Below are 21,113 nucleotides of genomic sequence, written 5' to 3' on the forward strand. Positions count from 1 at the left end.
CGTGAGATTGCAGAGCTCTGCCGCGCCTTGCTGGTTGCGCGCAACCGCAAACGAGGTGCCGCTCCATTCGGCGACGGCTGACCCAGGACGCACGAAAGCACCCCCTGTCTGGCCCGAAGACCAGACAGGGGGTGCAGTACGTCAGGGGTATGGGCGGCGGGTCGGATCGAGCGCAGCAGACGACAGCAGGCCGGGCTTCTCGCTCGGCGGGGGCGCTCCGTCCTTGCGGCAGACCAGGGCGTCCGGGTCGCCAGTCGGCGCCTGCCAGCTGTACCCGGTCGGGCACGCCTGGCCGTCCCGCCCGTCGGCACCGGGCGGCCCCTGCTCGCCTTGCGGGCCGGCTGGCCCGGTGTCGTCGGCCGGACCCTGCGGACCGACGACCGTCTTGCCGTCCGCCCCGGACTGCCGGGGCTCCGGTCTGGCTGATGCCGTTCGTGCCGTCGTCTCCCGGCTGGCCGGACGGACCAATGCGTCCGGTGGGTCCAATCGGGCCCGGCTCGCCCTGGCCGCCCTTCTCGCCACGCTGTCCGGCGCGGCCGGGCTCACCGCGGCTGCCCGCGTAAGGCCCTCGGCGTTGCCGAAGCGCTCGGACTGCCACTAGCCGTCCTGCCGCCACTTGATCTGATAGGTGACCGTGCCGTCCTTCTTGGGCCGCTCCACGATGCTCGCCATGGAGGGACAATGCGACCGGTCCTACGGGTCTGTGTTCCCGTCGTGTTCCCAAAGTTTCGGACATGACGAAGGCCCGACCTGTTCTCACAGGTCGGGCCTTGATCATTCAGGGTGAGTAACGGGACTCGAACCCGCGACATCCTGGACCACAACCAGGTGCTCTACCAGCTGAGCTATACCCACCACGACCGGTCCTTCTCCCGACCGGCCGAGAAAAAGTGTACAGGGTCGGGGAGGGTGCTCGCGCCCGGGTTGTTGCGGCCCTGACGCGGGACTCACGTCCGCGTCAGGGCCGCCTCACTCCACTGGCAGGACGTGCTTCGCCGCGATCGCCTTCGCGGTGTCCGAGTCGGGTCCGGGCTGCGGTACGAAGACCGCCTCGCGGTAGTAGCGGAGCTCCGCGATGGATTCGCGGATGTCCGCCAGCGCCCGGTGGTTGCCGTTCTTCTCCGGACTGTTGAAGTACGCCCTCGGGAACCAGCGGCGAGCCAGTTCCTTGATCGAGGAGACATCGACGATCCGGTAGTGGAGGTAGTCCTCCAGCGTCGGCATGTCTCGCAGCAGGAAGCCGCGGTCGGTACCGACCGAGTTTCCGCACAGCGGGGCCTTGCCGGGCTCCTTGACGTGCTCGCGTACGTACGCCAGGACCTGCGCCTCGGCGTCCGCGAGCGTGGTACCGCCCGCGAGCTCCTCGAGGAGGCCCGAGGCGGTGTGCATCTGCCGCACCACCTCGGGCATCGTCTCCAGCGCAGCGTCCGGCGGGCGGATCACAATGTCCACCCCTTCACCGAGCACGTTCAGTTCCGAGTCGGTGACCAGTGCGGCCACCTCGATGAGTGCGTCTTCCGTCAACGAGAGCCCGGTCATCTCGCAGTCGATCCACACCATGCGATCGTTCATGCGTCCTACCTTATGGCGCACTCCGCTGGCCGGGCAGGCTCGGACGGCCGTGACCTGTCGCGTAGGCCTCGGAACTGGTCTTGCTGAGCTCCGGCGGCGCGGCCGAGACGGCGGCAGGACCGGACGGTCCCGTCGCCGCGGCCGCACGTCTGGCCTGCGGCGAGGCCTGCGCCGGCAGGACCGGCTCCACCACCGGGGCCGGGGCGGACTCGCTCTGCGGACGGCGCACCCGGTAGGCGGCCCGGTACGCGGCCGGGGATGAGCCCAGCTGGCGCCGGAAATGGCCACGCAGGGCCACCGGGGAGCGGAAGCCGCAGCGGCCCGCGACCTCGTCGACCGAGTAGTCGGAGGTCTCGAGCAGCCGCTGGGCCTGCAGCACCCGCTGGGTGATCAGCCATTGCAGCGGCGCGCTGCCGGTGAGCGAGCGGAATCGCCGGTCGAACGTCCGTCGGCTCATGTACGCCCGCGCGGCCAGAGTCTCCACGTCGAACTGTTCATGGAGATGCTCCAGCGCCCACGAGACGACCTCAGCCAGCGGGTCCGACCCGATTTCCTCTGGTAAAGACCTGTCCAGATAGCGCTCCTGCCCGCCACTGCGCCGCGGCGGCACGACCAGCCTGCGGGCCAGCGCCCCGGCCGCCTCGGTGCCGTGGTCCGTACGCACGATGTGCAGGCAGAGATCGATTCCGGCCGCCGTGCCCGCGGAGGTGAGCACATCGCCGTCGTCGACGAAGAGCTCGCGCGGATCCACATGGACGGACGGATACCGCTTGGCGAGTGTCGGCGCGTACATCCAGTGCGTGGTCGCCGGTCGGCCGTCGAGCAGACCGGCCGCGGCGAGTACGAACGCACCAGTGCACAGTCCGACGATTCTGGCTCCCTCCTCGTGCGCTCTGCGCAAGGCGTCGAGCGCCTCGACCGGTGGCGGTGACGTGATCGACCTCCAGGCCGGCACGACGACGGTGCCTGCTCTCCCTATCGCCTCCAGGCCGTACGGCGCGGTCAGTTCCAGCCCGCCGGTGGTCCGCAGCGGGCCCTCCTCGCCACCGCAGACAAGCAGCCGATAACGGGGAACTCCGGCGTCCTGACGGTCAATTCCGAACACCGAGAGTGGGATGGAACTTTCAAAAATGGGGCCGCCGCTGAACAGCAGCACTGCGACGACTTCCCGGCGCCGGCGCCCGGAGAGCTTACGTGCCACCTCCGGTGCGGCGGAGTCCTGACTCATGACGCTAAGCCCCCCTCGGTGTTCGCGTCTCCCCGTTCGTTTCGGGCCTCTCGCTCCTGCACGTTTCCCCTCGGTTTTGCACGAGTCCCCAGCCTTAGATACTCATGATCGAATCTACTGCGTCCCGTGGCGCCGCCGTGACAAGTTCGGCATGCCCCGCTATGTCGACTTGGCAACTTGGCGCGAAGCATTCGATCACGAAGCGTTCCACTCGTGGGCCGCGCAGGGAAGTGTGCATCGCGTGCATGGCCCGTCCCCGTAGGGTGCGCGGGCCGTGAATGGTCCTTTCTTCCCTGGTGGCAAGGGGGTTGGCAGGCCATTTCGCCAAGAGGAGGCTACAGGCGCGAAGTTGGCTGAAAACATACGGGTCCGAGTGTGTGAACCCGTCAGTCTCCGGGCGTACTTCCGGCCCCGCGCCGACGGCTCCGGCCCCCCGGGGCGGTCCTGGCGCGTCGCCGGCGGGTCGGTGCCGATTCGGCCGCGCGGGCACGGGCCGCGCTGCGCTCGGACTGGCGCAGCAGCACCCGGCAGGCGGCGGTCACGGCGGCGAGGCCGAGGGCCGCGGCGGCAGCCCCGCCGACGGAGGTGCCGTACACGACCAGCACGACAGGGACCAGCAGGCAGCTGAACGCCGCCCAGCGGACCACCTGGCTCGCCGACTCGCACGAGGACGACGAGGGGCGTGAGGAACGCGAAGTGTGCTCGGCCGATGCGGCGGCCGTGTCCGGCGCCCGGCGCGGCGCCCGGCGCCGTCCGTGCTGACGGGCCGGGGACGGTGCGGGGGCCGGGGCGGACGGTCGTGCGGGCACGGAAGCTCCCTGGAGGCGGCGGGGTGACCGAGGTGCCAACGAGGAGCGGAGCCTTCCGGTCACTGGGACCGACGTCCGTATGCACCTATGGACGCCGGTAGACGCCGGTAGACGCCTGGGGGCGCCGGTAGCGAGGTGTAGACGGCTGTATACACCAAGCGGCATTGCGCTCCGGGGCGGGCTCGGGCATGCTCCCTGGAACGCCGCGTATGGGGCGGGCAGGCTCTGGGCAGGAGAGGAGTGTCGCCGTACCCTTGGGGGTATGGGCTTGGGAAGATGATTCCCGGACACAGCTCCGCCGCCATGCCAACCGACGCACCCTCCCTTGACGATCCCTCTCAAGAGGACCTTCTTCGCCGAGACACCGATGGCCGGTCACGAAATCCCCGAACCCGCGGACCGCAAGCAGGTAGCCGACCCCCTGTCGGACCTGCAAGCGGCAGAAGAGACATGTCATTCCTGCGATCCAGCCTTCCGGCACGGAGTCGTCGTCGGCTTCGACGGATCGACCTCCAGTGAGCGGGCGCTCGCGTACGCCATCGGAATGGCGAGACGGTCCGGCTCGGGCCTGATCATCGTGCATGTCGCCAATCGGCTGCCGACCACCGTCTGGGCGGGCTGTGAGCCCCCGGTCTTCGTGGACGTCCCCGATCACCGCACCGAGGTGCTCGGTCTGGAGCTGGCCTGCGCGGACTATCTCACCGAGGTGCCATGGATCCTGGTCGAGCGCGGCGGCGACATCTGCCATGAGCTCGAAGAGGTCGGCAAGGAGTATTCGGCCGACGCGATCGTGGTCGGCTCCACGCACGGCATCGTCGGGCGCATCTTCGGTTCGGTGGCGGGACGGCTGGCGCGGCGCGCGCAGCGTCCGGTCATCGTGATCCCGTGATCCGCATCCCGTGATCCGCATCCCGTAGCCGATATCCCGTAACCGATGTTCCGGGATCCCGTAGATCGACGTTATCCCGCGTACGCCCGGTCGTGGCTGTCCCGTAATCGTGGCTTCGGCGCAGGTGAGGTGGCGTCAAGTCCCTTTGCGCGGACGGAAATCTACTGGTGCGTAGAGGTGGATTGTGCGCTTGTGAAGGGTACATAGCGGTCGCTGGGTAGCAGCACAACTGCACAGGACACGAAGGGAGCCCGCCGTGGACAACGACGTCTCTGCGGGAAGCGCTACTTCTACTTCGACTCTCGGCCATCTCGCGCTCGGACTGACCCTGCTGGCATTCGGCGTTGGCCACACCGGTGTGATCGACAATGTCGCCGCGGCCGATGCCTCCTCACTCGCCACCTGGGTCGGCGGGGTCGCACTGTTCATAGTCGGCCTGTTCGAGTTCCGCGCGGGCAACGCCGGTACGGGCACGGCGTTCTCGGGCCTCGGCGCCTTCTGGTTCACCTGGGGCACCGGCGTCGGCACCGAGGTCTCCGCCGAGGCGGCAGGACTCTTCCTGCTGCTGTGGGCGCTGCTCGCACTGACCCTGACAGCCGCGTCCGCGGGGAGCGGAATGTTCGGACAGGGCGTGTACGGGCTGCTGTTCGTCTCGCTGCTGCTGCTCGGCATCGCCTCGTTCGCGGAGAACGACGGGCTGGCGAAGGCGGGCGGCTGGGTCGGCTCGGTCGCGGGTCTGGCGGCCTGGTACGGCGCGACGGCCGCACTCGCCAAGTGGCCCACGTTCTCGGGACGCGCTGCCGGCCGGGGAGTGACGGCCACCGGCTGAGGCAGCCACAAGCCGGTGCTCAAGGGCTGCACCGGCTTGCGAAAAGGCGATCCCCCCGCGCGTATCGGTGGCAACGCGCGGGGGGACCGCCTGTGTCCGGCTGTGTCCCGGGGGCCGTATCCCCGGGCGGACGGCTCTACTACTCGACCGTGACGGACTTCGCCAGGTTGCGCGGCTTGTCGATGTCACGGCCCATGGCCAGCGCCGTGTGGTACGCGAACAGCTGGAGCGGGATGCCCATCAGGATCGGGTCCAGCTCGTGCTCGTTCTTCGGCACGACGATGGTGTGGTCGGCCTTTTCCTGCTCGCGGTGCGCGACGGCGAGGATCTTGCCGCTGCGGGCCTTGATCTCCTCCAGGGCCGCGCGGTTCTTCTCCAGCAGGTCGTCGTCCGGGACGATCGCGACCGTCGGCAGCGCCGGCTCGATCAGCGCCAGCGGACCGTGCTTGAGCTCCGAGGCCGGGTACGCCTCGGCGTGGATATAGGAGATCTCCTTCAGCTTCAGGGAGGCCTCCAGCGCCACCGGGTAGCCGCGCACCCGGCCGATGAACATCATCGACTTGGCGCCCGCGTACTCCTCGGCCAGCTTCTTGATGTCTGCCTCGGACTCGAGGATCTCGCTGATCTGCTCGGGCAGCTTGCGCAGGCCCTCGATGATCCGCTTGCCGTCGGTCACGGAGAGGTCGCGGATGCGGCCGAGGTGCAGCGCCAGCAGCGCGAAGGCGACCACCGTGTTGGTGAAGCACTTGGTGGAGACGACGCAGACCTCGGGACCGGCGTGGACGTACACACCGCCGTCGGCCTCGCGGGCGATCGCCGAGCCGACGACATTCACCACGCCGAGGACGCGCGCGCCCTTGCGCTTGAGCTCCTGGACGGCGGCGAGTACGTCGTACGTCTCACCTGACTGGGAGACCGCGATGTAGAGGGTGTCGGGGTCCACGACCGGGTTGCGGTAGCGGAACTCGGAGGCCGGCTCGGCGTCCGCGGGGATGCGGGCGAGGCCTTCGATCAGCCCGGCGCCGATCATGCCGGCGTGGTACGAGGTGCCGCAGCCGAGGATCTTGATCCGGCGCACGCCGCGCGCCTCACGCGCGTCCAGGTTCAGGCCGCCCAGATGCACGGTGGAGAACCGGTCGTCGATGCGGCCGCGCAGCACGCGGTCCACGGCGTCGGCCTGCTCGGAGATCTCCTTGTGCATGTACGTGTCGTGGCCACCCATGTCGTACGACTCGGCCTCCCACTCCACGGTGGTCGGCGTGGCCGTCGTACGCGAACCCTCGGTGGTGTACGTGCGGAAGTCGTCGGCCTTGAGGGTGGCCATCTCCCCGTCGTCGAGGGTGACGATCTGGCGGGTGTGGGCGACCAGCGCGGCGACGTCGGAGGCGACGAACATCTCCTTCTCGCCGATGCCGAGGACGACCGGGGAGCCGTTGCGGGCGACGACGATGCGGTCGTTGAAGTCGGCGTGCATCACGGCGACGCCGTAGGTGCCCTCGACCAGCTTCAGCGACTGGCGGACCTTCTCCTCCAGGGTCTCCGCCTGGGAGCGGGCGATGAGGTGGGTCAGCACCTCGGTGTCCGTCTCGGAGAGGAAGACGACGCCGTCGGCGACGAGCTTGGCGCGCAGCTCGGAGGCGTTGTCGATGATGCCGTTGTGGACGATCGCGACCTTGTTCTCGGGGTCGAGGTGGGGGTGGGCGTTCTCGTCGCTCGGGGCGCCGTGGGTGGCCCAGCGGGTGTGGGCAATGCCGGTGGTGCCGGCGAAGCGCTTGGGGACACGGGCTTCCAGGTCACGGACCCGGCCCTTGGCCTTGACCATCTTCAGCCCGGCGGTCTTGGGGCTGGTGATCACGATGCCCGCGGAGTCGTAACCCCGGTACTCCAGCCGCTGCAGGCCTTCCAGCAGCAGCGGTGCCACATCACGCTTGCCGATGTAACCGACAATTCCGCACATAAAGTCTCTTCCCCTCCATAGGTCAGTGGTGTGCCCGGCAGGCCGGTCAGCCGTAGACGATGCGGCGCAGCTGCCGGAGCGAGAGCTCCGGCGGCGCCACGGCGCGGTGCGGCAGTTCGGCCGCGATCCGCTCGAAGATCTCCGTGTTCGCCAGGCCACCGGACTGCAGCTCGCGGTGGCGGCGGCGGACGAATTCTTCGGTCTTCTCGTCGAAGTACGCCAGCACGTCGAGTACCACCCGGGCTGCCTCACCGCGCTGGAGCGCGGTGCTGCGCACCAGATGGTCGATGAGTTCGTCGTGTGACGATGGGCGGCGTTCGAGCACCCGTAGATATTGCTGGGTGACCTACGGTGTTTGCAACAATCCTGCCCGATTCCGGGCAGATGTCACTCAGAGGCGCTTCAGAACGGCCTGTTTGGCGGTCGCGAACTCGTCGTCCGTCAGTATCCCGGCCTGATGCAGCTCGCCCAGTTCACGCAGACGGCGCAGCAGCGCGTCATGATCGTCGCCGGACGGTGCGGCGGCGGGTGCGGGTGCGGGTGCGACTGCGCCCGGCGTGAGCCGCGGGGGAGTGTCGACGGGCGCCGGGGCGTACGGATGCGGCATACGGGCCACCACGGCCGCCGCGACCAGCGCCATCAGCGGGTCCTTGCGGAAGCCCCACAGCTCCACGGCGTGCGGGTCGTACTTGGGCGGGGCCTTCGTCGGGGCCTTGGTCACGGCGAAGCGCAGATAGCCGTTCTCCAGGCCGATGGAGGGCAGCCACTCCACCGACTCCACATCCTCGAGCGCGAGCGTGCGCGGGCCGCCCGAGGACTTGGACTCCTCGGTCTTCCAGTTCCACTCCAGCCGGATCCGCTCCCCGTCGAAGGTGGCGGTGCCGTCGCCCGCGCCGACGGTGATCGGGAGAGCGGGCCCGGGCAGCAGATAGCCGGTGACAGGGCTGGTCTCCACCCGGTCGAGCAGCAGGGCGTTGCGCACCTCGTCGACGAAGTACTCGGCGACGCCGGTCCGGTCGTTCTCCACCGTCAGCCGGTAGGGGTCGGAGCCGTCCTCCAGCTTGCCGCCGGTGATCTGAAGGAGCGGGTCGGCGCCGTTGCGCAGCCGCAGCCGCAGCCGTCCCGACTTCTTTCCCGGCTCGAAGGAGATCCCGGCGAGCGCCGCCAGGGGTACGGCGACTTCACCGAGGGTCTTCCGCAGCAGGCTCACACCTTTGTCGCTGCCGGGCACGATGCGCACCGTGTCCCCGTCGAAGGTCCAAGTGCCGTCCTTCTGGATGATTTCCGCCATGCGGGGATTCTCCCACCGGCGGTGGCGTACGTGGGTTCGCCCAGGGCGAGTTGGCGAGGGCCCCGGCCCAGGTGATTCCTGTCGGGTCCGGGGGATGTGCAGCGTGGTCTACACCTTGACCGGAGTTGGGGCTCGCGGTACGCATGATGACTGCCGTTCGGTTGCTCAGCACCACAGTTGCTATGCCCGTCGAAGGGACCCAGCCTGTGAGACAGCCCAGAACGTTCCCCCGTCTGTTCGCTTCGCTGCTGCTCGTCGTAGCGGCAGGGATCTCCACCGTCGGGGCCGTGCCCGCGGGCGCGGAACCGGCTCCCGCCGTCCGCCCGCTGGGCCAGATCGTCCCCGCGCCCGCCTCCGTACAGCCGGGCGGAGCGCCCTACACCCTCACCCCGTGGACCCGTATCCGCGTCGACGACCACTCCCGCGCGGCACGGCAGATCGGCACGTACCTCGCCCGGATCCTGCGGCCCTCCACCGGCTACGCCCTGCCCGTCACCGACGACCACCTCCCTGGCGGCATCCAGTTGCGGTTGAGCCCCCGGGACCAGGGCCTGGGCGAGGAGGGCTACCGGCTGGTGTCCTCGCGCGGCTCGCTCACCCTCACCGCCCACAAGCCCGCCGGACTCTTCCACGCTGTACAGACGCTGCGGCAGCTGCTGCCGGCCTCGGTGGAGAAGGACAGCAGACAGCAGGGGCCGTGGAAGGTCGCGGGCGGCACCATCACCGACACCCCGAGGTATGCCTACCGAGGCGCGATGCTCGACGTCTCACGGCACTTCTTCACCGTCGACCAGGTCAAGCGCTACATCGACCAGCTGGCGCTCTACAAGATCAACAAGCTGCATCTGCATCTCTCCGACGACCAGGGCTGGCGGATCGCCATCGACTCCTGGCCGCGTCTCGCCACGTACGGCGGCTCCACGCAGGTCGGCGGCGGACGCGGCGGCCACTACACCAAGAAGGACTACCAGGAGATCCTCGGCCACGCCGCCTCGCGCTATCTGGAGGTCGTCCCCGAGATCGACATGCCGGGACACACCAACGCGGCGCTCGCCTCGTACGCCGAGCTGAGCTGCTCCGGCATCGCGCCGCCCCTCTACACCGGCACCGACGTCGGCTTCAGCTCGCTGTGCGTGCCCAAGCCCGTGACGTACGACTTCTTGGACGACGTGGTACGTGAGCTGGCCGCGCTCACCCCCGGCAGATACCTCCACATCGGCGGCGACGAGGCCCACTCCACCAGCCATGCCGACTATGTGGCGTTCATGGACAAGGTGCAGCCGATCGTCGCCAAGTACGGGAAGACCGTGGTCGGCTGGCATCAGCTGACCGGCGCCGCACCGGCGAAGGGAGCGCTCGCCCAGTACTGGGGCCTGGACGACACGAGCGACGCCGAGAAGGCGCAGGTCGCGCGGGCGGCGCGGAACGGCACCGGGCTGGTCCTGTCGCCCGCCGACCGGGTCTACCTCGATATGAAGTACAACAAGGACACGCCGCTCGGCCTGGACTGGGCCGGCTTTGTGGAGGTGCGGCGCTCCTACGACTGGGACCCGGCGACGTATCTGCCGGGCGCGCCCGGATCCGCGGTCGCGGGTGTCGAGGCGCCGCTCTGGTCGGAGACGATCTCCACCAGCGACCACATCGAGTTCATGGCCTTCCCGAGGCTGCCGGGGGTTGCGGAGCTGGGGTGGTCGCCGGCGTCCACGCATGACTGGGAGGCGTACAAGGTGCGGCTGGCGGCGCAGGGGCCGAGGATGGCGGCGCTCGGGATCGACTTCTACCGCTCGCCGCAGGTGCCCTGGCCTTCGGGCTGAGCCCGACCCCCGGGGCTCCGCCCCTGGGCCCTGCGCCTCAATCGCCGGCGAGGCTCCTGTTGGGGCTCCGCCCCAAGCCCCGCTCCTCAAACGCCGGAGGGGCTGAAGTATCAGCCCGTCCGGCGATTGAGGACACTCCCCCTACGCCCTGCGGGCGTGGGGGGACCCCCTGAAGGGCGTACGGGGTCCGGGGCGGAGCCCCCCTCGCGGCGGGGCGCACCTGTTGCGCCGCTGTTCACACCTCGGCGGACTCGGTCTCGGCCTCCTTGCGGAGGCCGTCCTCGCTCACGCCGCGCTTCCAGTAGCCGACGAACGTGACGCGGCGGCGGTCGAGTTCACGGTCGCGTACGAGATGGCGGCGCAGCGCCTTCACGCTGCCCGACTCGCCCGCGATCCAGGCGTACGCCGCACCCTCGGGCAACTCGGCGGCGCTGACCGCCTCCAGGGCGGACGGCGCGCCCTCGTCCCGTACCAGCCAGGTGATCTGCGCGTCCGCGGCGGTCTTCAGCTCCTGGCGGTCATCGCTGTGCTGCACCTCGAGCCAGACCCGGGCCTTCAGGCCGGCCGGCAGCCACTCGAGGATCGCCGCGGCGGCCGGCAGGGCCGTCTCGTCGGCCCAGATCAGCACCCACTCGGTGTCCACGGGCGGGCGGCAGCGTACGGCGGTGTTGTCGGCGACGGCCGGGCCGAGCACCATCACGCGGTGGCCGGGTGCGGCCCGGCCGGCCCAGCGGCAGGCCGGTCCGACGCCCGCCCCGTCAGCGGCCGACGTCGCGGCGTGGATCGCGAAGTCGATGTCCACCTCGCCCGCCTCGCCCGGGAGTTGGCGCTGCTCCCGCACCGTGTACGAGCGCATCACGGCCCGTACGTCGTCGGGCAGCGCCCGCCAGGCGGCGAAGACGGCGCTGCTGTCACCGGCGTCCACGGGAACCACGGGCGCGTCCTGGTCCGGCTGCGGAAGGAAGAGCGAGAGGGACTGGTCGCGGCCTCCGGCGGCGAAGTCCTTGAGGTCCTCGCCGCCGAAGGTGACGCGGACCATGGACGGGCCGAGCTGCCGGGTCCGTATCACCTGCAGGTCGAAGAAGCGGAACGGGGCGGGCTCGGCCGTCGTCGTCATGGTCAGGCGACCTTCTTCGCGGTCTCGATGGCCTTGGCCAGGTCCTCGAGGATCGGCGCGCACTTGTCGTAGGAGTAGATGGGCTCGGTGACGCGCGGGAAGACCTGTTCGGCCTTGACCGCGGGCAGCTCGGCCCAGGTCGGCTTGGAGGTGAGTGCGGCGGGCTGCAGGGCCGAGGTGCGGTTGTCCATGATGATGATGTCGGCGCCGTACTTGCCGACGTTCTCCCAGCTGAGCTCCTCGAAGAAGCCCTGGGCGTTCGCCTTCGGCTCGACGAACTTCACGCCCAGCTCCTGGAAGTACAGGGTGTCGGCGGACATCTTCGGCACGGAGACGTAGAAGAGGTCCTGGCTGGCGGAGCCGATGAGCACCTTGATGTCCGGCTTGGCCTTGGCGGCCGCGCGCAGCCGGGCCGCGGCCTTCTCGAAGCGGACCTTGGCGGCAGCGGCCTGCTTGCCCTTGACGTCACCGCCGAGGGACTCGGCGAGCTCGGCGTGGCGCTGCAGCGCCTTCTGCATCGTGGTCCCGGCCGCCCACAGCAGAACGCTGGGAGCCAGCTTCATGATCTTGTCCTTGGACTGCGGCGGGACGTACCACGGGTCGTCCTTGGCCCACATATTGGTGATCAGCAGCTCGGGGCTCAGGGCCGCGTACTGCTCGATGTTGAACTCGCCGTATACCTTGCCGATGATCTCGACCTTGTTGATGTCGAGGTCGCCGGCCTGGACGTCGGGCTTGCCGTCCTTGCCCTTGGTCGGGCCGAAGACGCCCTTGACCTCGACGCCGTAGTCGTACAGGGCCGCGGCGGTGCCGATGAACGCGACGATGTTCCTCGGGGTCGTCTTCAACCGGACGTTCGTGCCGCGGTCGTCCTTGAAGGACCAGGGGCCGGACTTCTCGGCGGCCTTGCCCGAGCCGCCCTTGTCGTCGCTCTTGCCGCAGGCGGCGAGCGCGATGCCGAGCCCGAGGGCGCTGCCCGCGGCGAGCACGCCGCGACGGGTGAGATGGGAAGGACGGGCGTTGGGCATGATGATGTCCGTTTTCGTGCGTGCCGGTTCGGCCACTGGCAGTTCGAAAGGCAGGTTAGCCTAACCTTAGCTTCTGTCCAGCGGGCGTCTGCCGCGATGCGCACACCGAGGCCCGATGCGCAGACCGGACCCCGAGGAGCCTGCCCGCAGCCGGTCCGAAAGCGGCCCGAACGCGAACGGGGGGCGACCCTTTCCAGGCCGCCCCCCGTTCACGCGCGCGTCAGCCGGACAGGCCCAACTCCCGTGCGATCAGCATCCGCTGGACCTCGCTCGTGCCCTCGCCGATCTCCAGGATCTTGGAGTCCCGCCACATCCTGGCCACCGGGTACTCGTTCATGAAGCCGTAGCCGCCATGGATCTGGGTGGCCTCGCGGGCGTTGTCGACGGCGACGGTCGACGAGTACAGCTTCGCCAGCGCCGCCTCCTTCTTGAACGGCTCACCCTGGACGAGACGCGAGGCCGCGTCCCGCCAGCCGACCCGGGCCATATGCGCCCGCATTTCCATGTCGGCGATCTTGAACTGGATCGCCTGGTTGGCGCCGATCGGCCGTCCGAAGGCGTGCCGCTCCTTGGCGTACTTCACGGACTCGTCCACACAGCCCTGCGCGAGCCCGGTCGCCAGCGCCGAGATGGCGATCCGGCCCTCGTCGAGGATCCGCAGGAACTGGGCGTATCCGCGGCCCTCCTCGCCGAGCAGGTTGGCGAGCGGTACCCGGACGTCGTCGAAGGACAGTTCGCGGGTGTCCGAGGCGTTCCACCCGACCTTGGAGTAGGGCGCGGCGACGGTGAAGCCGGGAGTGCCGGACGGGACGATGATCGAGGAGATCAGCGGCTTGCCGTCGGGCGTGCGGCCGGTGACCGCCGTGACGGTCACCAGGCCCGTGATGTCCGTACCGGAGTTGGTGATGAAGCACTTGGAGCCGTTGATGACCCACTCGTCGCCGTCCCGGACGGCCGTCGTCCTTGTGCCACCCGCGTCCGAGCCGGCGCCGGGCTCGGTCAGCCCGAATGCGCCGAGCAGCTCGCCCGAGCAGAGCCGCGGCAGCCACTCCTGCTTCTGCTCCTCCGTGCCGAAGCGGTAGACCGGCATCGCGCCCAGCGAGACGCCCGCCTCGAGCGTGATCGCGACGGACGAGTCGACGCGCGCCAGCTCCTCGAGGGCGATGCCGAGGGCGAGATAGTCGCCGCCCATGCCGCCGTACTCCTCGGGGAAGGGCAGGCCGAACAGGCCCATCCGGCCCATCTCGCGGACGATCTCGTACGGGAACTCATGGCGCTCGTAGAAGTCGCCGATCTTCGGTGCGACGACGTCGTGCGCGAACGCCTCGACGGTGCGGCGCAGTTCCTCGTGTTCAGGGGTGAGGCGATGGTCGAGCGACATTGCTACGACTCCTTGTGGGAGAGGGCACGCACGGTGCGGGAGGGGCTTGGACGGCCCAGCTGTTCGGCCATCCACGCGCTGGTGGCGGTGAGCCGGCCGAGGTCGACCCCGGATTCGATGCCGAGGCCGTCGAGCATCCACACGAGGTCTTCGGTGGCGAGGTTTCCGGTCGCGCTCTTCGCGTACGGGCAGCCGCCGAGGCCACCCGCGGAGGCGTCCACGGTGGTCACACCGTGCTGGAGCGCGGCGAAGGTGTTGGAGAGGGCCTGCCCGTAGGTGTCGTGGAAGTGCACGCCGATCGCCGAGGTGGGCACACCCTCCTCGTTGAGCTCGGCGAGCAGGCTCTGTACATGGCCCGGCGTGGCCACGCCGATGGTGTCGCCGAGACTCAGTTCGTCGCAGCCGAGGTCCATCAGCTGCTTGGCGACCCGGACGACCTGGTGGACCGGGACCGGGCCCTCCCACGGGTCGCCGAAGCACATGGAGAGATAGCCGCGGACATGGACCTTGTCGGCGCGGGCCTTGGCGACGACCGGCTCGAACATCGCGAGCGACTCGCCGACGGTGCGGTTGAGATTGCGCTGCGCGAAGGTCTCGGTCGCCGATCCGAACACGGCGATCCGGCGCGCTCCGAGGGCCGTTGCCCTCTCGAGCCCGCGTTCGTTGGGTACGAGGACGGGCAGCGCGACGCCTTCGATGTCGCCGAGCAGCGGGAACAGCTGCTCGGCGTCGGCGAGTTGGGGCACCCACTTGGGGTGGACGAAGCTGGTCGCCTCGATCGTCGTCAGACCGGCGTCGGCGAGCCGGTGGATGAACTCGGCCTTGACCTCGGTCGGAACGACCGTTTTCTCGTTCTGCAGCCCGTCGCGGGCGCCGACCTCGTGGATACGGACGCGGGGCGGCAGATCCTGCACGGGAACGGCCATGGGCAGCCCGTCGGTCATGCTTCCTCCCTCGGGGTGACGACCGCCAGGATCTGGTCCATGGCGACGGTCGAGCCGGGTGTGACGTCCAGCTCGGTCACGGTGCCGGCGTGCGGGGCGGAGATGACGTGCTCCATCTTCATCGCCTCGACGACCAGCAGACTCTGGCCCGCGTCGACCTCGTCCCCGACGGCGACCTTCACCACGGTCACGGTGCCCGGCATCGGTGCGGCCAGGGTGTCGGCGCCGGCGTGCGCGGCGCCGCTCAGGGAGGCCTCGACCGGGTCGTGGTCCAGGACGTGCCAGCTGTCGCCGTCCCGGCCCAGCCAGGTCCCCTCCGGGGAGGGGGCGTGGGTGAAGGTGTGGGTGACGCCGTCGAGTTCGATCGTCACCCGGCCGGGCTCGAGCGCGACAAGGCGGATGCCGGCCCCCCGGCCGGGCAGCTCCGCACCGGCCGCCGCCGCGGCTTCGCCGAGCGCGATCTCCGTGGTTCCGCCCACCGTGCGCGTGCGCACATGCACCGGGTCGCGGCCAGGGATACGGAAGTCATGGACCGTCCAGGCGGGGGTGCCGCCCAGGCGCCAGGCGTTCGACACCGAGAAGGGGTCCACCCAGCCCGCACCCCGCCGCGGGCTCAGCCCGGCCAGTCGTACCGCCGCGGCCGCCGCGTACACCTCGTCCGGGACACCTTCCGGGACCAGGTCGTCCGCCTCGCGCTCCACCAGGCCCGTGTCCAGGTCGCCGGAGACCACCGACTCGTGGGCCAGCAGACGGCGCAGGAAGCCCGCGTTCGTCGGGACGCCGAGGGTGACCGTGTCCGCGAGAGCCGCGCGCAGTTTGCGCAGGGCGGTCGGGCGGTCGGGGCCGTACGCGATGACCTTCGACAGCATCGGGTCGTACAGGCTGCCGACCTCCGTGCCCTCGGCCAGGCCCGAGTCGGTGCGCACCCCGTCGCCCTGCGGCTCGTGCAGCGCGAGGACCGTGCCGCCCGAGGGCAGGAAGCCGCGTGCGGGATCCTCGGCGCAGACACGGGCCTCGACCGCATGGCCCGTGAGGCTGATGTCCTCCTGCGCGAAGGGCAGTTGCTCGCCCGCCGCGACCCGCAGTTGCCACTCGACCAGGTCCAGGCCGGTGATGAGCTCCGTCACCGGGTGCTCGACCTGGAGGCGGGTGTTCATCTCCATGAAGTAGTACGCGGACGGGTCATGGCCAGGGACGATGAACTCCACCGTGCCCGCGCCCCGGTAGCCGCACGAGCGGGCCGCCTGGACCGCGGCCTCGCCCATCGCGGCGCGGGTCTTCTCGTCCAGCAGGATGCTCGGCGCCTCCTCGATGATCTTCTGGTGGCGGCGCTGCAACGAGCACTCGCGCTCCCCGAGGTGGACCACATGGCCGTGGCCGTCCCCCAGGACCTGGATCTCGATGTGCCGGGGCCGGTCGATCCACCGCTCCACAAGGAGGGTGTCGTCGCCGAAGGAGGCACGGGCCTCACGGCGGGCCGCCGCGATCTCCTCGAGCAGCGCCGATTCCACCCGGGTGAGCCGCATGCCCTTGCCGCCGCCGCCCGCCGAGGGCTTCAGCAGCACCGGCATGCCGATCTCACGGGCGGCAGCCGCCAGTTGATCGTCCGTCAGTCCCGAACCGGACGAGCCCGGCACCACCGGGACGCCCGCCGCCTGCACCGTCTCCTTCGCGCGGATCTTGTCGCCCATCAGCGAGATCGCCGAGGCGGGCGGGCCGATGAAGACCAGGCCGGCGTCGGCGCAGGCCTGCGCGAAGCCCGCGTTCTCGGCGAGGAAGCCGTAGCCCGGGTGGACCGCCTCGGCGCCGGTCCGGGCCGCGGCCTCCAGAAGGCGCTCCACGCAGAGATAGCTCTCGGCCGCGGGCGCCGGGCCGATACGGACCGCCGTGTCCGCCTCCCGTACATGCCGTGCGTCCGCGTCCGCGTCGCTGAAGACGGCGACCGATCGGATGCCCATCGCGCGCAGGGTGCGGATGACCCGTACCGCGATCTCGCCTCGGTTGGCGACCAGGACAGTGCTGAACATGGAGGTCCTCACATCCGGAATACGCCGAAGCCGGGCTCACCCAGCGGGGCGTTGGCACACGCGGTCAGGGCCAGACCCAGCACCTGCCGGGTCTCCAGCGGGTCGATCACGCCGTCGTCCCACAGCCGTGCCGTGGCGTAGTAGGCGTTGCCCTGCTGCTCGTACTGCGCGCGGATCGGCTCCTTGAAGGCCTCCTCCTCGGCGGCGGGCCACACCTCGCCGCGCCCTTCGAGCTGGTCGCGCTTGACCGTCGCCAGCACCGAAGCGGCCTGCTCGCCGCCCATCACCGAAATCTTGGCGTTCGGCCACATCCACAGAAAGCGCGGCGAATACGCCCGGCCGCACATCGAGTAGTTCCCCGCGCCGTACGAGCCGCCGACGACGACCGTCAGCTTCGGCACCCGGGTGCAGGCCACGGCCGTGACCATCTTCGCGCCGTGCTTGGCGATACCGCCCGCCTCGTAGTCCCGGCCGACCATGAAGCCCGAGATGTTCTGCAGGAAGAGCAGCGGGATACCGCGCTGGTCGCACAGCTCGATGAAGTGCGCGCCCTTCTGGGCGGATTCGGAGAACAGGATGCCGTTGTTGGCGACGATGCCGACCGGATGGCCGTGGATCCGGGCGAAGCCGGTGATCAGCGTCGTGCCGAACTCCGACTTGAACTCCGCGAACCGGGAGCCGTCCACGATCCGGGCGATCACTTCGCGTACGTCATAGGGGGTGCGGGAGTCGACCGGCACCGCGCCGTACAGCCCGGCGGGGTCCACCTTGGGCTCCTCGGCCGGCTCGACCGACCAGGGGAGCGGGCCGCGCTCGGGGAGCGTCGCCACGATGTTCCGTACGATCCGCAGCGCGTGCGCGTCGTCCTCCGCGAGATGGTCGGTGACGCCGGAGATCCGGGAGTGGACCTCGCCGCCGCCCAGCTCCTCCGCCGTGACCACCTCACCGGTCGCGGCCTTCACCAGCGGCGGGCCGCCGAGGAAGATCGTGCCCTGGCCCCGCACGATGACCGCTTCGTCGCTCATCGCCGGGACGTACGCCCCGCCGGCCGTGCAGGAGCCGAGGACCGCCGCGATCTGCGGGATGCCGGCGCCGGACATCCGCGCCTGGTTGTAGAAGATGCGCCCGAAGTGCTCGCGGTCGGGGAAGACCTCGTCCTGCATGGGCAGGAAGGCGCCGCCCGAGTCCACCAGATACACACAGGGCAGACGGTTCTCCAGAGCCACTTCCTGGGCGCGGAGGTGCTTCTTCACCGTCATCGGGTAGTACGTGCCGCCCTTGACCGTGGCGTCGTTGGCGACGACGACCACCTCGCGGCCGCTGACCCGCCCGATCCCGGCGATCACTCCGGCGGCCGGGGCCTGGCCGTCGTACATCCCCTCCGCCGCGAGCGGGGCGAGCTCCAGGAAGGGGGAGCCCGGGTCGAGGAGGGTGTCCACGCGGTCGCGCGGCAGCAGCTTCCCGCGCGCCGTGTGCCGGGCGCGGGCCTTCTCGCCGCCGCCGAGGCGAGCCGCCGCCAGTCGGCCGCGCAGGCCGTCGGCGAGGTCCTGGTGCGCCGCCTCGTTGGCCTGCCAGGCCGCCGAGGCGGGATCTGCCGCGCTCGCCAGCACGGGTGCCTGCTGCATCGTCTTGAGCCCCCTTGCCCGTACGACTCCGTTGTCGCTTCCGTACGAGGATCAGTTAATGAGCGTTAACGCGTTTCCTCCAGGTTAACGAGCGCTAACAGGCTTGTCTAGAATCAATGCCATGACCACCAGGACGGATGCGCCGAAGCGCCGCGAGCAGATCCTCAAGGAGGCCGCCCGCCTCTTCGCCGAGCGTGGCTTCCACGGCGTCGGCGTAGACGAGATAGGGGCGGCTGTCGGCATCAGCGGACCCGGGCTGTACCGCCACTTCGCGGGCAAGGACGCCATGCTCGCCGAACTGCTGGTGGGCATCAGCGAACGGCTGCTGAGCGGCGGCCGGCTACGGGTGGAGGAGGCCGATGCCGACCCCGAGGTGCTGCTCGCCTCCCTCATCGACGGGCACATCGACTTCGCTCTCGACGACCGACCGCTGATCACCCTTCACGACCGTGAGCTGGACCGGCTGCGCGACAGCGACCGCAAGCTGGTGCGGCAGCTGCAGCGGCAGTACGTCGAGTTGTGGGTCGCCGCGGTACGGGAACTGCATCCGGAAGTCCCCGAGGCGGAGGCGCGGGCGGCGGTCCACGCGGTGTTCGGCCTGCTCAACTCGACGCCGCACCTCGGCTCGTACGGCAGCGGCCTGCCCGGCCGGGCGGCGACGGAGACACTGCTGCGGCGCCTGGCGCACGGGGCCTTCGCGTCGCTGACGGGCTGAAGGCCCGCGCCGGGCGCGGCCGCCGCAGGTCATCGGCCGGGTGCGTCCAGCGTTCGGGATGCCCGGCACGCTGCACGTACCTGACGGCACAATGGTGCTCATGCCGATACCCAGCCGCGCCGCCCTTGTCGACCACCTCGTCCGCTCACGTATCGCCGGAGACGTTGCCACCCCCCGCGACAACAACCTCTCCCACTACCGCAAGCTCGCCAACGGCGACCGGCACTACTGGCTCGGCCTTGAGCTCGGCGACCGCTGGACCGACGAGCAGGACGTGCTGGCCGTGATGGCCGAGCGGTGCGGCGTCAGCGACGATCCCGGGCACCGGCAGGGCCAGGACACCATCGACCCGGAGCTCACCGTCGACGCCCTGGAGCGGATGGCGGCCCGGCTGCGCAAGGCCGTCGCCGGCCGGCAGCGGGTGCTCTTCGCGACCGGTCACCCGGGTGGGCTGCTGGATGTGCACCGACAGACCGCCGACGCGCTGCGGGCCGCCGGCTGCGAGATCGTACGGATTCCGGGCGGGCTGACGGCCGACGAGGGCATGGTCTTCCAGTTCGCGGACGTCGCGATGCTGGAGCGCGGCGCGACCCTGTGGCACACGCACTCACCGGCGCCCATGGCCGCGATCCTCGACGGGCTCGAGCGCGAGGGCCGCGAGCTGCCCGATCTGGTGGTCGCCGACCACGGCTGGGCCGGGTGCGCGGGGCAGCGCGGTCTCGACTCCGTCGGATACGCGGACTGCAACGACCCGGCACTGTTCATCGGCGAGGCGGAAGGCACCCTCCAGGTGACCGTCCCGCTCGACGACCATGTCACCGATCCGCGTTTCTACGACCCGATGACCGCCTACCTGCTGGACGCGGCCGGCCTCTCCTGACCGAGGCCCGGTGTCGGATCCAGATACACGCGCCGGATCGCGGGGAAGCGCTCCCGCAGCTGCTCCTCCGCCTCCTCGCACGCCCACTCGATCTGCCGGGCGCTCGAGGCGTCCCGGAAGTCGACCTTCGCGGCGATCAGGATCTCGGCCGGGCCCTGGACGAGCGTGGTCAGCTCCAGTACGTCCACGATGTGCGGGACGGTGAGGATCTCCTCCCGTACGGCTTCGCGCATCGGCTCGGGGAGCGGGCGGCCGATCAGCAGCTGGGCGTTGCCGCGTCCCAGCACCCAGGCCACGTAGACCAGCAGCACGCCGATCAGGACCGACGCGACACCGTCCCAGACGCCGGAGCCCGTCAGCTGCCCGCCGAGCAGTCCGCCGGCCGCGAGCAGCAGACCGGCGAGCGCCGCGGTGTCCTCCAGGACGACCGTCTTGACCGTGGTGTCGGGGGTCAGCCGCAGAGAGCGGCCGACCGGCGCCGCCGGCCGTGCGGCCTCGGCGCGGAACTGCCGGATGCCCGTACGCAGCGAATGGCCCGCCAGCAGGAAGGCGACGCCGAGCACGATGTACGAGACGAGTGGATCGCCCGGTTCGGCGCTGTGGGTGAGCGTGTGGATGCCGTCGTAGACGGAGAACACCGCACCGCCGACGAACGTCGCGACGGAGGCGAGCAGCGCCCAGACGTAGCGCTCGGGGCCGTAGCCGCGCGGATGGTCCTCGTCGGCCGGCTTCGCACTCCGCTTGAGGGCGGTGAGCAGCAGCAGCTCGGTGACCGTGTCGGCCACCGAGTGCGCGGCCTCGGAGAGCATGGCGCTGGAGCCGCTGATCGTGCCGGCGACGGCCTTGGCCACGGCGATGCCGAGATTCGCCACCGCCGTGAAGATCACCGTGAAGGTGCTCTCCCCTGTGCCCGCAGGCTCATCGCTCGTGCCCGCAGGCTCATCGCTCGTGCTCGCAGACTGTTCGCCGGTGCTCGCAGGCTGTTCGCTCATGTACCGGACCGTATG

18 protein-coding genes and 1 tRNA gene are annotated in these 21,113 nt (G+C 70.2%); 5 read left to right on the top strand and 14 right to left on the bottom strand.

Features of this window, described 5'->3' with window-relative positions; all coding sequences use genetic code 11:
• Positions 1–782: 782 nt before the first annotated feature.
• From ACFYXH_RS27910 to ACFYXH_RS27925, 4 genes are all read right to left on the bottom strand, one after another.
• Positions 783–855, bottom strand: a tRNA-His gene (locus ACFYXH_RS27910).
• Between the two features lie 114 nt (positions 856–969).
• Positions 970–1,572: an oligoribonuclease gene (gene orn, locus ACFYXH_RS27915; RefSeq protein ID WP_389568348.1), complete on the bottom strand. Its 603-nt coding sequence runs from the start codon at positions 1,570–1,572 to the stop codon at positions 970–972.
• A gap of 10 nt (positions 1,573–1,582) precedes the next feature.
• Positions 1,583–2,800 carry a helix-turn-helix domain-containing protein gene (locus ACFYXH_RS27920; protein ID WP_327323733.1) on the bottom strand — a complete coding sequence of 406 codons (1,218 nt, stop codon included), beginning with the start codon at positions 2,798–2,800 and terminating at the stop codon, positions 1,583–1,585.
• 386 nt (positions 2,801–3,186) lie between these two features.
• On the bottom strand, positions 3,187–3,609 hold the full coding sequence (locus ACFYXH_RS27925) for a hypothetical protein (RefSeq protein ID WP_389568351.1): 423 nt from the start codon (positions 3,607–3,609) through the stop codon (positions 3,187–3,189).
• A 367-nt stretch (positions 3,610–3,976) separates the two neighbouring features.
• Between ACFYXH_RS27925 and ACFYXH_RS27930 the strand changes: the two genes are divergently transcribed.
• On the top strand, positions 3,977–4,498 hold the full coding sequence (locus ACFYXH_RS27930) for a universal stress protein (protein WP_327328326.1): 522 nt from the start codon (positions 3,977–3,979) through the stop codon (positions 4,496–4,498).
• A 256-nt stretch (positions 4,499–4,754) separates the two neighbouring features.
• Positions 4,755–5,327, top strand: a complete 573-nt coding sequence (locus tag ACFYXH_RS27935) for an acetate uptake transporter (RefSeq protein WP_389568354.1) — start codon at positions 4,755–4,757, stop codon at positions 5,325–5,327.
• 139 nt (positions 5,328–5,466) lie between these two features.
• Here ACFYXH_RS27935 and glmS read toward each other — a convergent pair whose 3' ends face one another.
• The 3 genes from glmS to ACFYXH_RS27950 all read right to left on the bottom strand — a co-directional run bounded on the left by glmS (position 5,467) and on the right by ACFYXH_RS27950 (position 8,575).
• Entirely contained in the window at positions 5,467–7,284 is a 1,818-nt protein-coding gene (glmS, locus tag ACFYXH_RS27940) for a glutamine--fructose-6-phosphate transaminase (isomerizing) (protein WP_327328325.1), read from the bottom strand.
• 46 nt (positions 7,285–7,330) lie between these two features.
• Positions 7,331–7,609, bottom strand: coding sequence for a hypothetical protein (locus ACFYXH_RS27945; RefSeq protein ID WP_327323730.1), 279 nt, complete (start codon positions 7,607–7,609; stop codon positions 7,331–7,333).
• A gap of 66 nt (positions 7,610–7,675) precedes the next feature.
• Positions 7,676–8,575 (bottom strand): DUF4429 domain-containing protein, encoded by a 900-nt coding sequence (locus ACFYXH_RS27950; protein WP_389568359.1) that lies wholly within the window; start codon positions 8,573–8,575, stop codon positions 7,676–7,678.
• A gap of 182 nt (positions 8,576–8,757) precedes the next feature.
• Between ACFYXH_RS27950 and ACFYXH_RS27955 the strand changes: the two genes are divergently transcribed.
• Positions 8,758–10,389 (top strand): beta-N-acetylhexosaminidase, encoded by a 1,632-nt coding sequence (locus tag ACFYXH_RS27955; RefSeq protein ID WP_389568362.1) that lies wholly within the window; start codon positions 8,758–8,760, stop codon positions 10,387–10,389.
• A 235-nt stretch (positions 10,390–10,624) separates the two neighbouring features.
• Here the strand turns inward: ACFYXH_RS27955 and ACFYXH_RS27960 are convergent, their stop codons facing one another.
• From ACFYXH_RS27960 to ACFYXH_RS27985, 6 genes are all read right to left on the bottom strand, one after another.
• A complete protein-coding gene (locus ACFYXH_RS27960) occupies positions 10,625–11,506 on the bottom strand; it encodes a siderophore-interacting protein (protein WP_389568365.1) in 882 nt (293 codons plus the stop codon).
• A gap of 2 nt (positions 11,507–11,508) precedes the next feature.
• The gene (locus ACFYXH_RS27965; RefSeq protein ID WP_389568367.1) at positions 11,509–12,534 is read right to left on the bottom strand and encodes an ABC transporter substrate-binding protein; all 1,026 of its coding nucleotides are present in this window, start codon (positions 12,532–12,534) and stop codon (positions 11,509–11,511) included.
• 220 nt (positions 12,535–12,754) lie between these two features.
• A complete protein-coding gene (locus tag ACFYXH_RS27970) occupies positions 12,755–13,915 on the bottom strand; it encodes an acyl-CoA dehydrogenase family protein (protein ID WP_327323726.1) in 1,161 nt (386 codons plus the stop codon).
• 2 nt (positions 13,916–13,917) lie between these two features.
• Positions 13,918–14,859, bottom strand: a complete 942-nt coding sequence (locus tag ACFYXH_RS27975) for a hydroxymethylglutaryl-CoA lyase (RefSeq protein ID WP_389568370.1) — start codon at positions 14,857–14,859, stop codon at positions 13,918–13,920.
• Positions 14,856–16,886 (bottom strand): acetyl/propionyl/methylcrotonyl-CoA carboxylase subunit alpha, encoded by a 2,031-nt coding sequence (locus ACFYXH_RS27980; RefSeq protein WP_389568373.1) that lies wholly within the window; start codon positions 16,884–16,886, stop codon positions 14,856–14,858. The genes ACFYXH_RS27975 and ACFYXH_RS27980 overlap by 4 nt, the downstream gene beginning before the upstream one ends.
• Before the next feature lie 8 nt (positions 16,887–16,894).
• Positions 16,895–18,511, bottom strand: a complete 1,617-nt coding sequence (locus ACFYXH_RS27985; protein ID WP_389568377.1) for a carboxyl transferase domain-containing protein — start codon at positions 18,509–18,511, stop codon at positions 16,895–16,897.
• 121 nt (positions 18,512–18,632) lie between these two features.
• Here ACFYXH_RS27985 and ACFYXH_RS27990 point away from each other — a divergent pair, with 121 nt between their 5' ends.
• Both ACFYXH_RS27990 and ACFYXH_RS27995 read left to right on the top strand, forming a co-directional pair.
• Positions 18,633–19,226 carry a TetR/AcrR family transcriptional regulator gene (locus tag ACFYXH_RS27990; protein WP_362686911.1) on the top strand — a complete coding sequence of 198 codons (594 nt, stop codon included), beginning with the start codon at positions 18,633–18,635 and terminating at the stop codon, positions 19,224–19,226.
• A gap of 100 nt (positions 19,227–19,326) precedes the next feature.
• Positions 19,327–20,106, top strand: a complete 780-nt coding sequence (locus ACFYXH_RS27995; RefSeq protein WP_389568381.1) for a phosphatase — start codon at positions 19,327–19,329, stop codon at positions 20,104–20,106.
• Here ACFYXH_RS27995 and ACFYXH_RS28000 read toward each other — a convergent pair.
• Positions 20,076–21,098, bottom strand: a complete 1,023-nt coding sequence (locus tag ACFYXH_RS28000) for a cation diffusion facilitator family transporter (RefSeq protein ID WP_389568384.1) — start codon at positions 21,096–21,098, stop codon at positions 20,076–20,078. The genes ACFYXH_RS27995 and ACFYXH_RS28000 overlap by 31 nt on opposite strands.
• Positions 21,099–21,113: the final 15 nt, after the last annotated feature.

It is taken from the genome of Streptomyces sp. NPDC002730 (assembly GCF_042888805.1).
Classification (GTDB): Bacteria; Actinomycetota; Actinomycetes; order Streptomycetales; family Streptomycetaceae; genus Streptomyces.

What these genes read in the sequence shown, in the direction of transcription:
- ACFYXH_RS27985 (WP_389568377.1), bottom strand. Translation starts at nt 18,511, where the DNA reads ATGCAGCAGGCACCCGTGCTGGCGAGCGCGGCAGATCCCGCCTCGGCG.
- orn (WP_389568348.1), bottom strand. Translation starts at nt 1,572, where the DNA reads ATGAACGATCGCATGGTGTGGATCGACTGCGAGATGACCGGGCTCTCG.
- ACFYXH_RS27980 (WP_389568373.1), bottom strand. Translation starts at nt 16,886, where the DNA reads ATGTTCAGCACTGTCCTGGTCGCCAACCGAGGCGAGATCGCGGTACGG.
- ACFYXH_RS27930 (WP_327328326.1), top strand. Translation starts at nt 3,977, where the DNA reads ATGGCCGGTCACGAAATCCCCGAACCCGCGGACCGCAAGCAGGTAGCC.
- ACFYXH_RS27995 (WP_389568381.1), top strand. Translation starts at nt 19,327, where the DNA reads ATGCCGATACCCAGCCGCGCCGCCCTTGTCGACCACCTCGTCCGCTCA.
- ACFYXH_RS27990 (WP_362686911.1), top strand. Translation starts at nt 18,633, where the DNA reads ATGACCACCAGGACGGATGCGCCGAAGCGCCGCGAGCAGATCCTCAAG.
- ACFYXH_RS27920 (WP_327323733.1), bottom strand. Translation starts at nt 2,800, where the DNA reads ATGAGTCAGGACTCCGCCGCACCGGAGGTGGCACGTAAGCTCTCCGGG.
- ACFYXH_RS27970 (WP_327323726.1), bottom strand. Translation starts at nt 13,915, where the DNA reads ATGTCGCTCGACCATCGCCTCACCCCTGAACACGAGGAACTGCGCCGC.
- ACFYXH_RS27975 (WP_389568370.1), bottom strand. Translation starts at nt 14,859, where the DNA reads ATGACCGACGGGCTGCCCATGGCCGTTCCCGTGCAGGATCTGCCGCCC.
- ACFYXH_RS27955 (WP_389568362.1), top strand. Translation starts at nt 8,758, where the DNA reads ATGCCCGTCGAAGGGACCCAGCCTGTGAGACAGCCCAGAACGTTCCCC.
- glmS (WP_327328325.1), bottom strand. Translation starts at nt 7,284, where the DNA reads ATGTGCGGAATTGTCGGTTACATCGGCAAGCGTGATGTGGCACCGCTG.
- ACFYXH_RS28000 (WP_389568384.1), bottom strand. Translation starts at nt 21,098, where the DNA reads ATGAGCGAACAGCCTGCGAGCACCGGCGAACAGTCTGCGAGCACGAGC.
- ACFYXH_RS27950 (WP_389568359.1), bottom strand. Translation starts at nt 8,575, where the DNA reads ATGGCGGAAATCATCCAGAAGGACGGCACTTGGACCTTCGACGGGGAC.
- ACFYXH_RS27960 (WP_389568365.1), bottom strand. Translation starts at nt 11,506, where the DNA reads ATGACGACGACGGCCGAGCCCGCCCCGTTCCGCTTCTTCGACCTGCAG.
- ACFYXH_RS27965 (WP_389568367.1), bottom strand. Translation starts at nt 12,534, where the DNA reads ATGCCCAACGCCCGTCCTTCCCATCTCACCCGTCGCGGCGTGCTCGCC.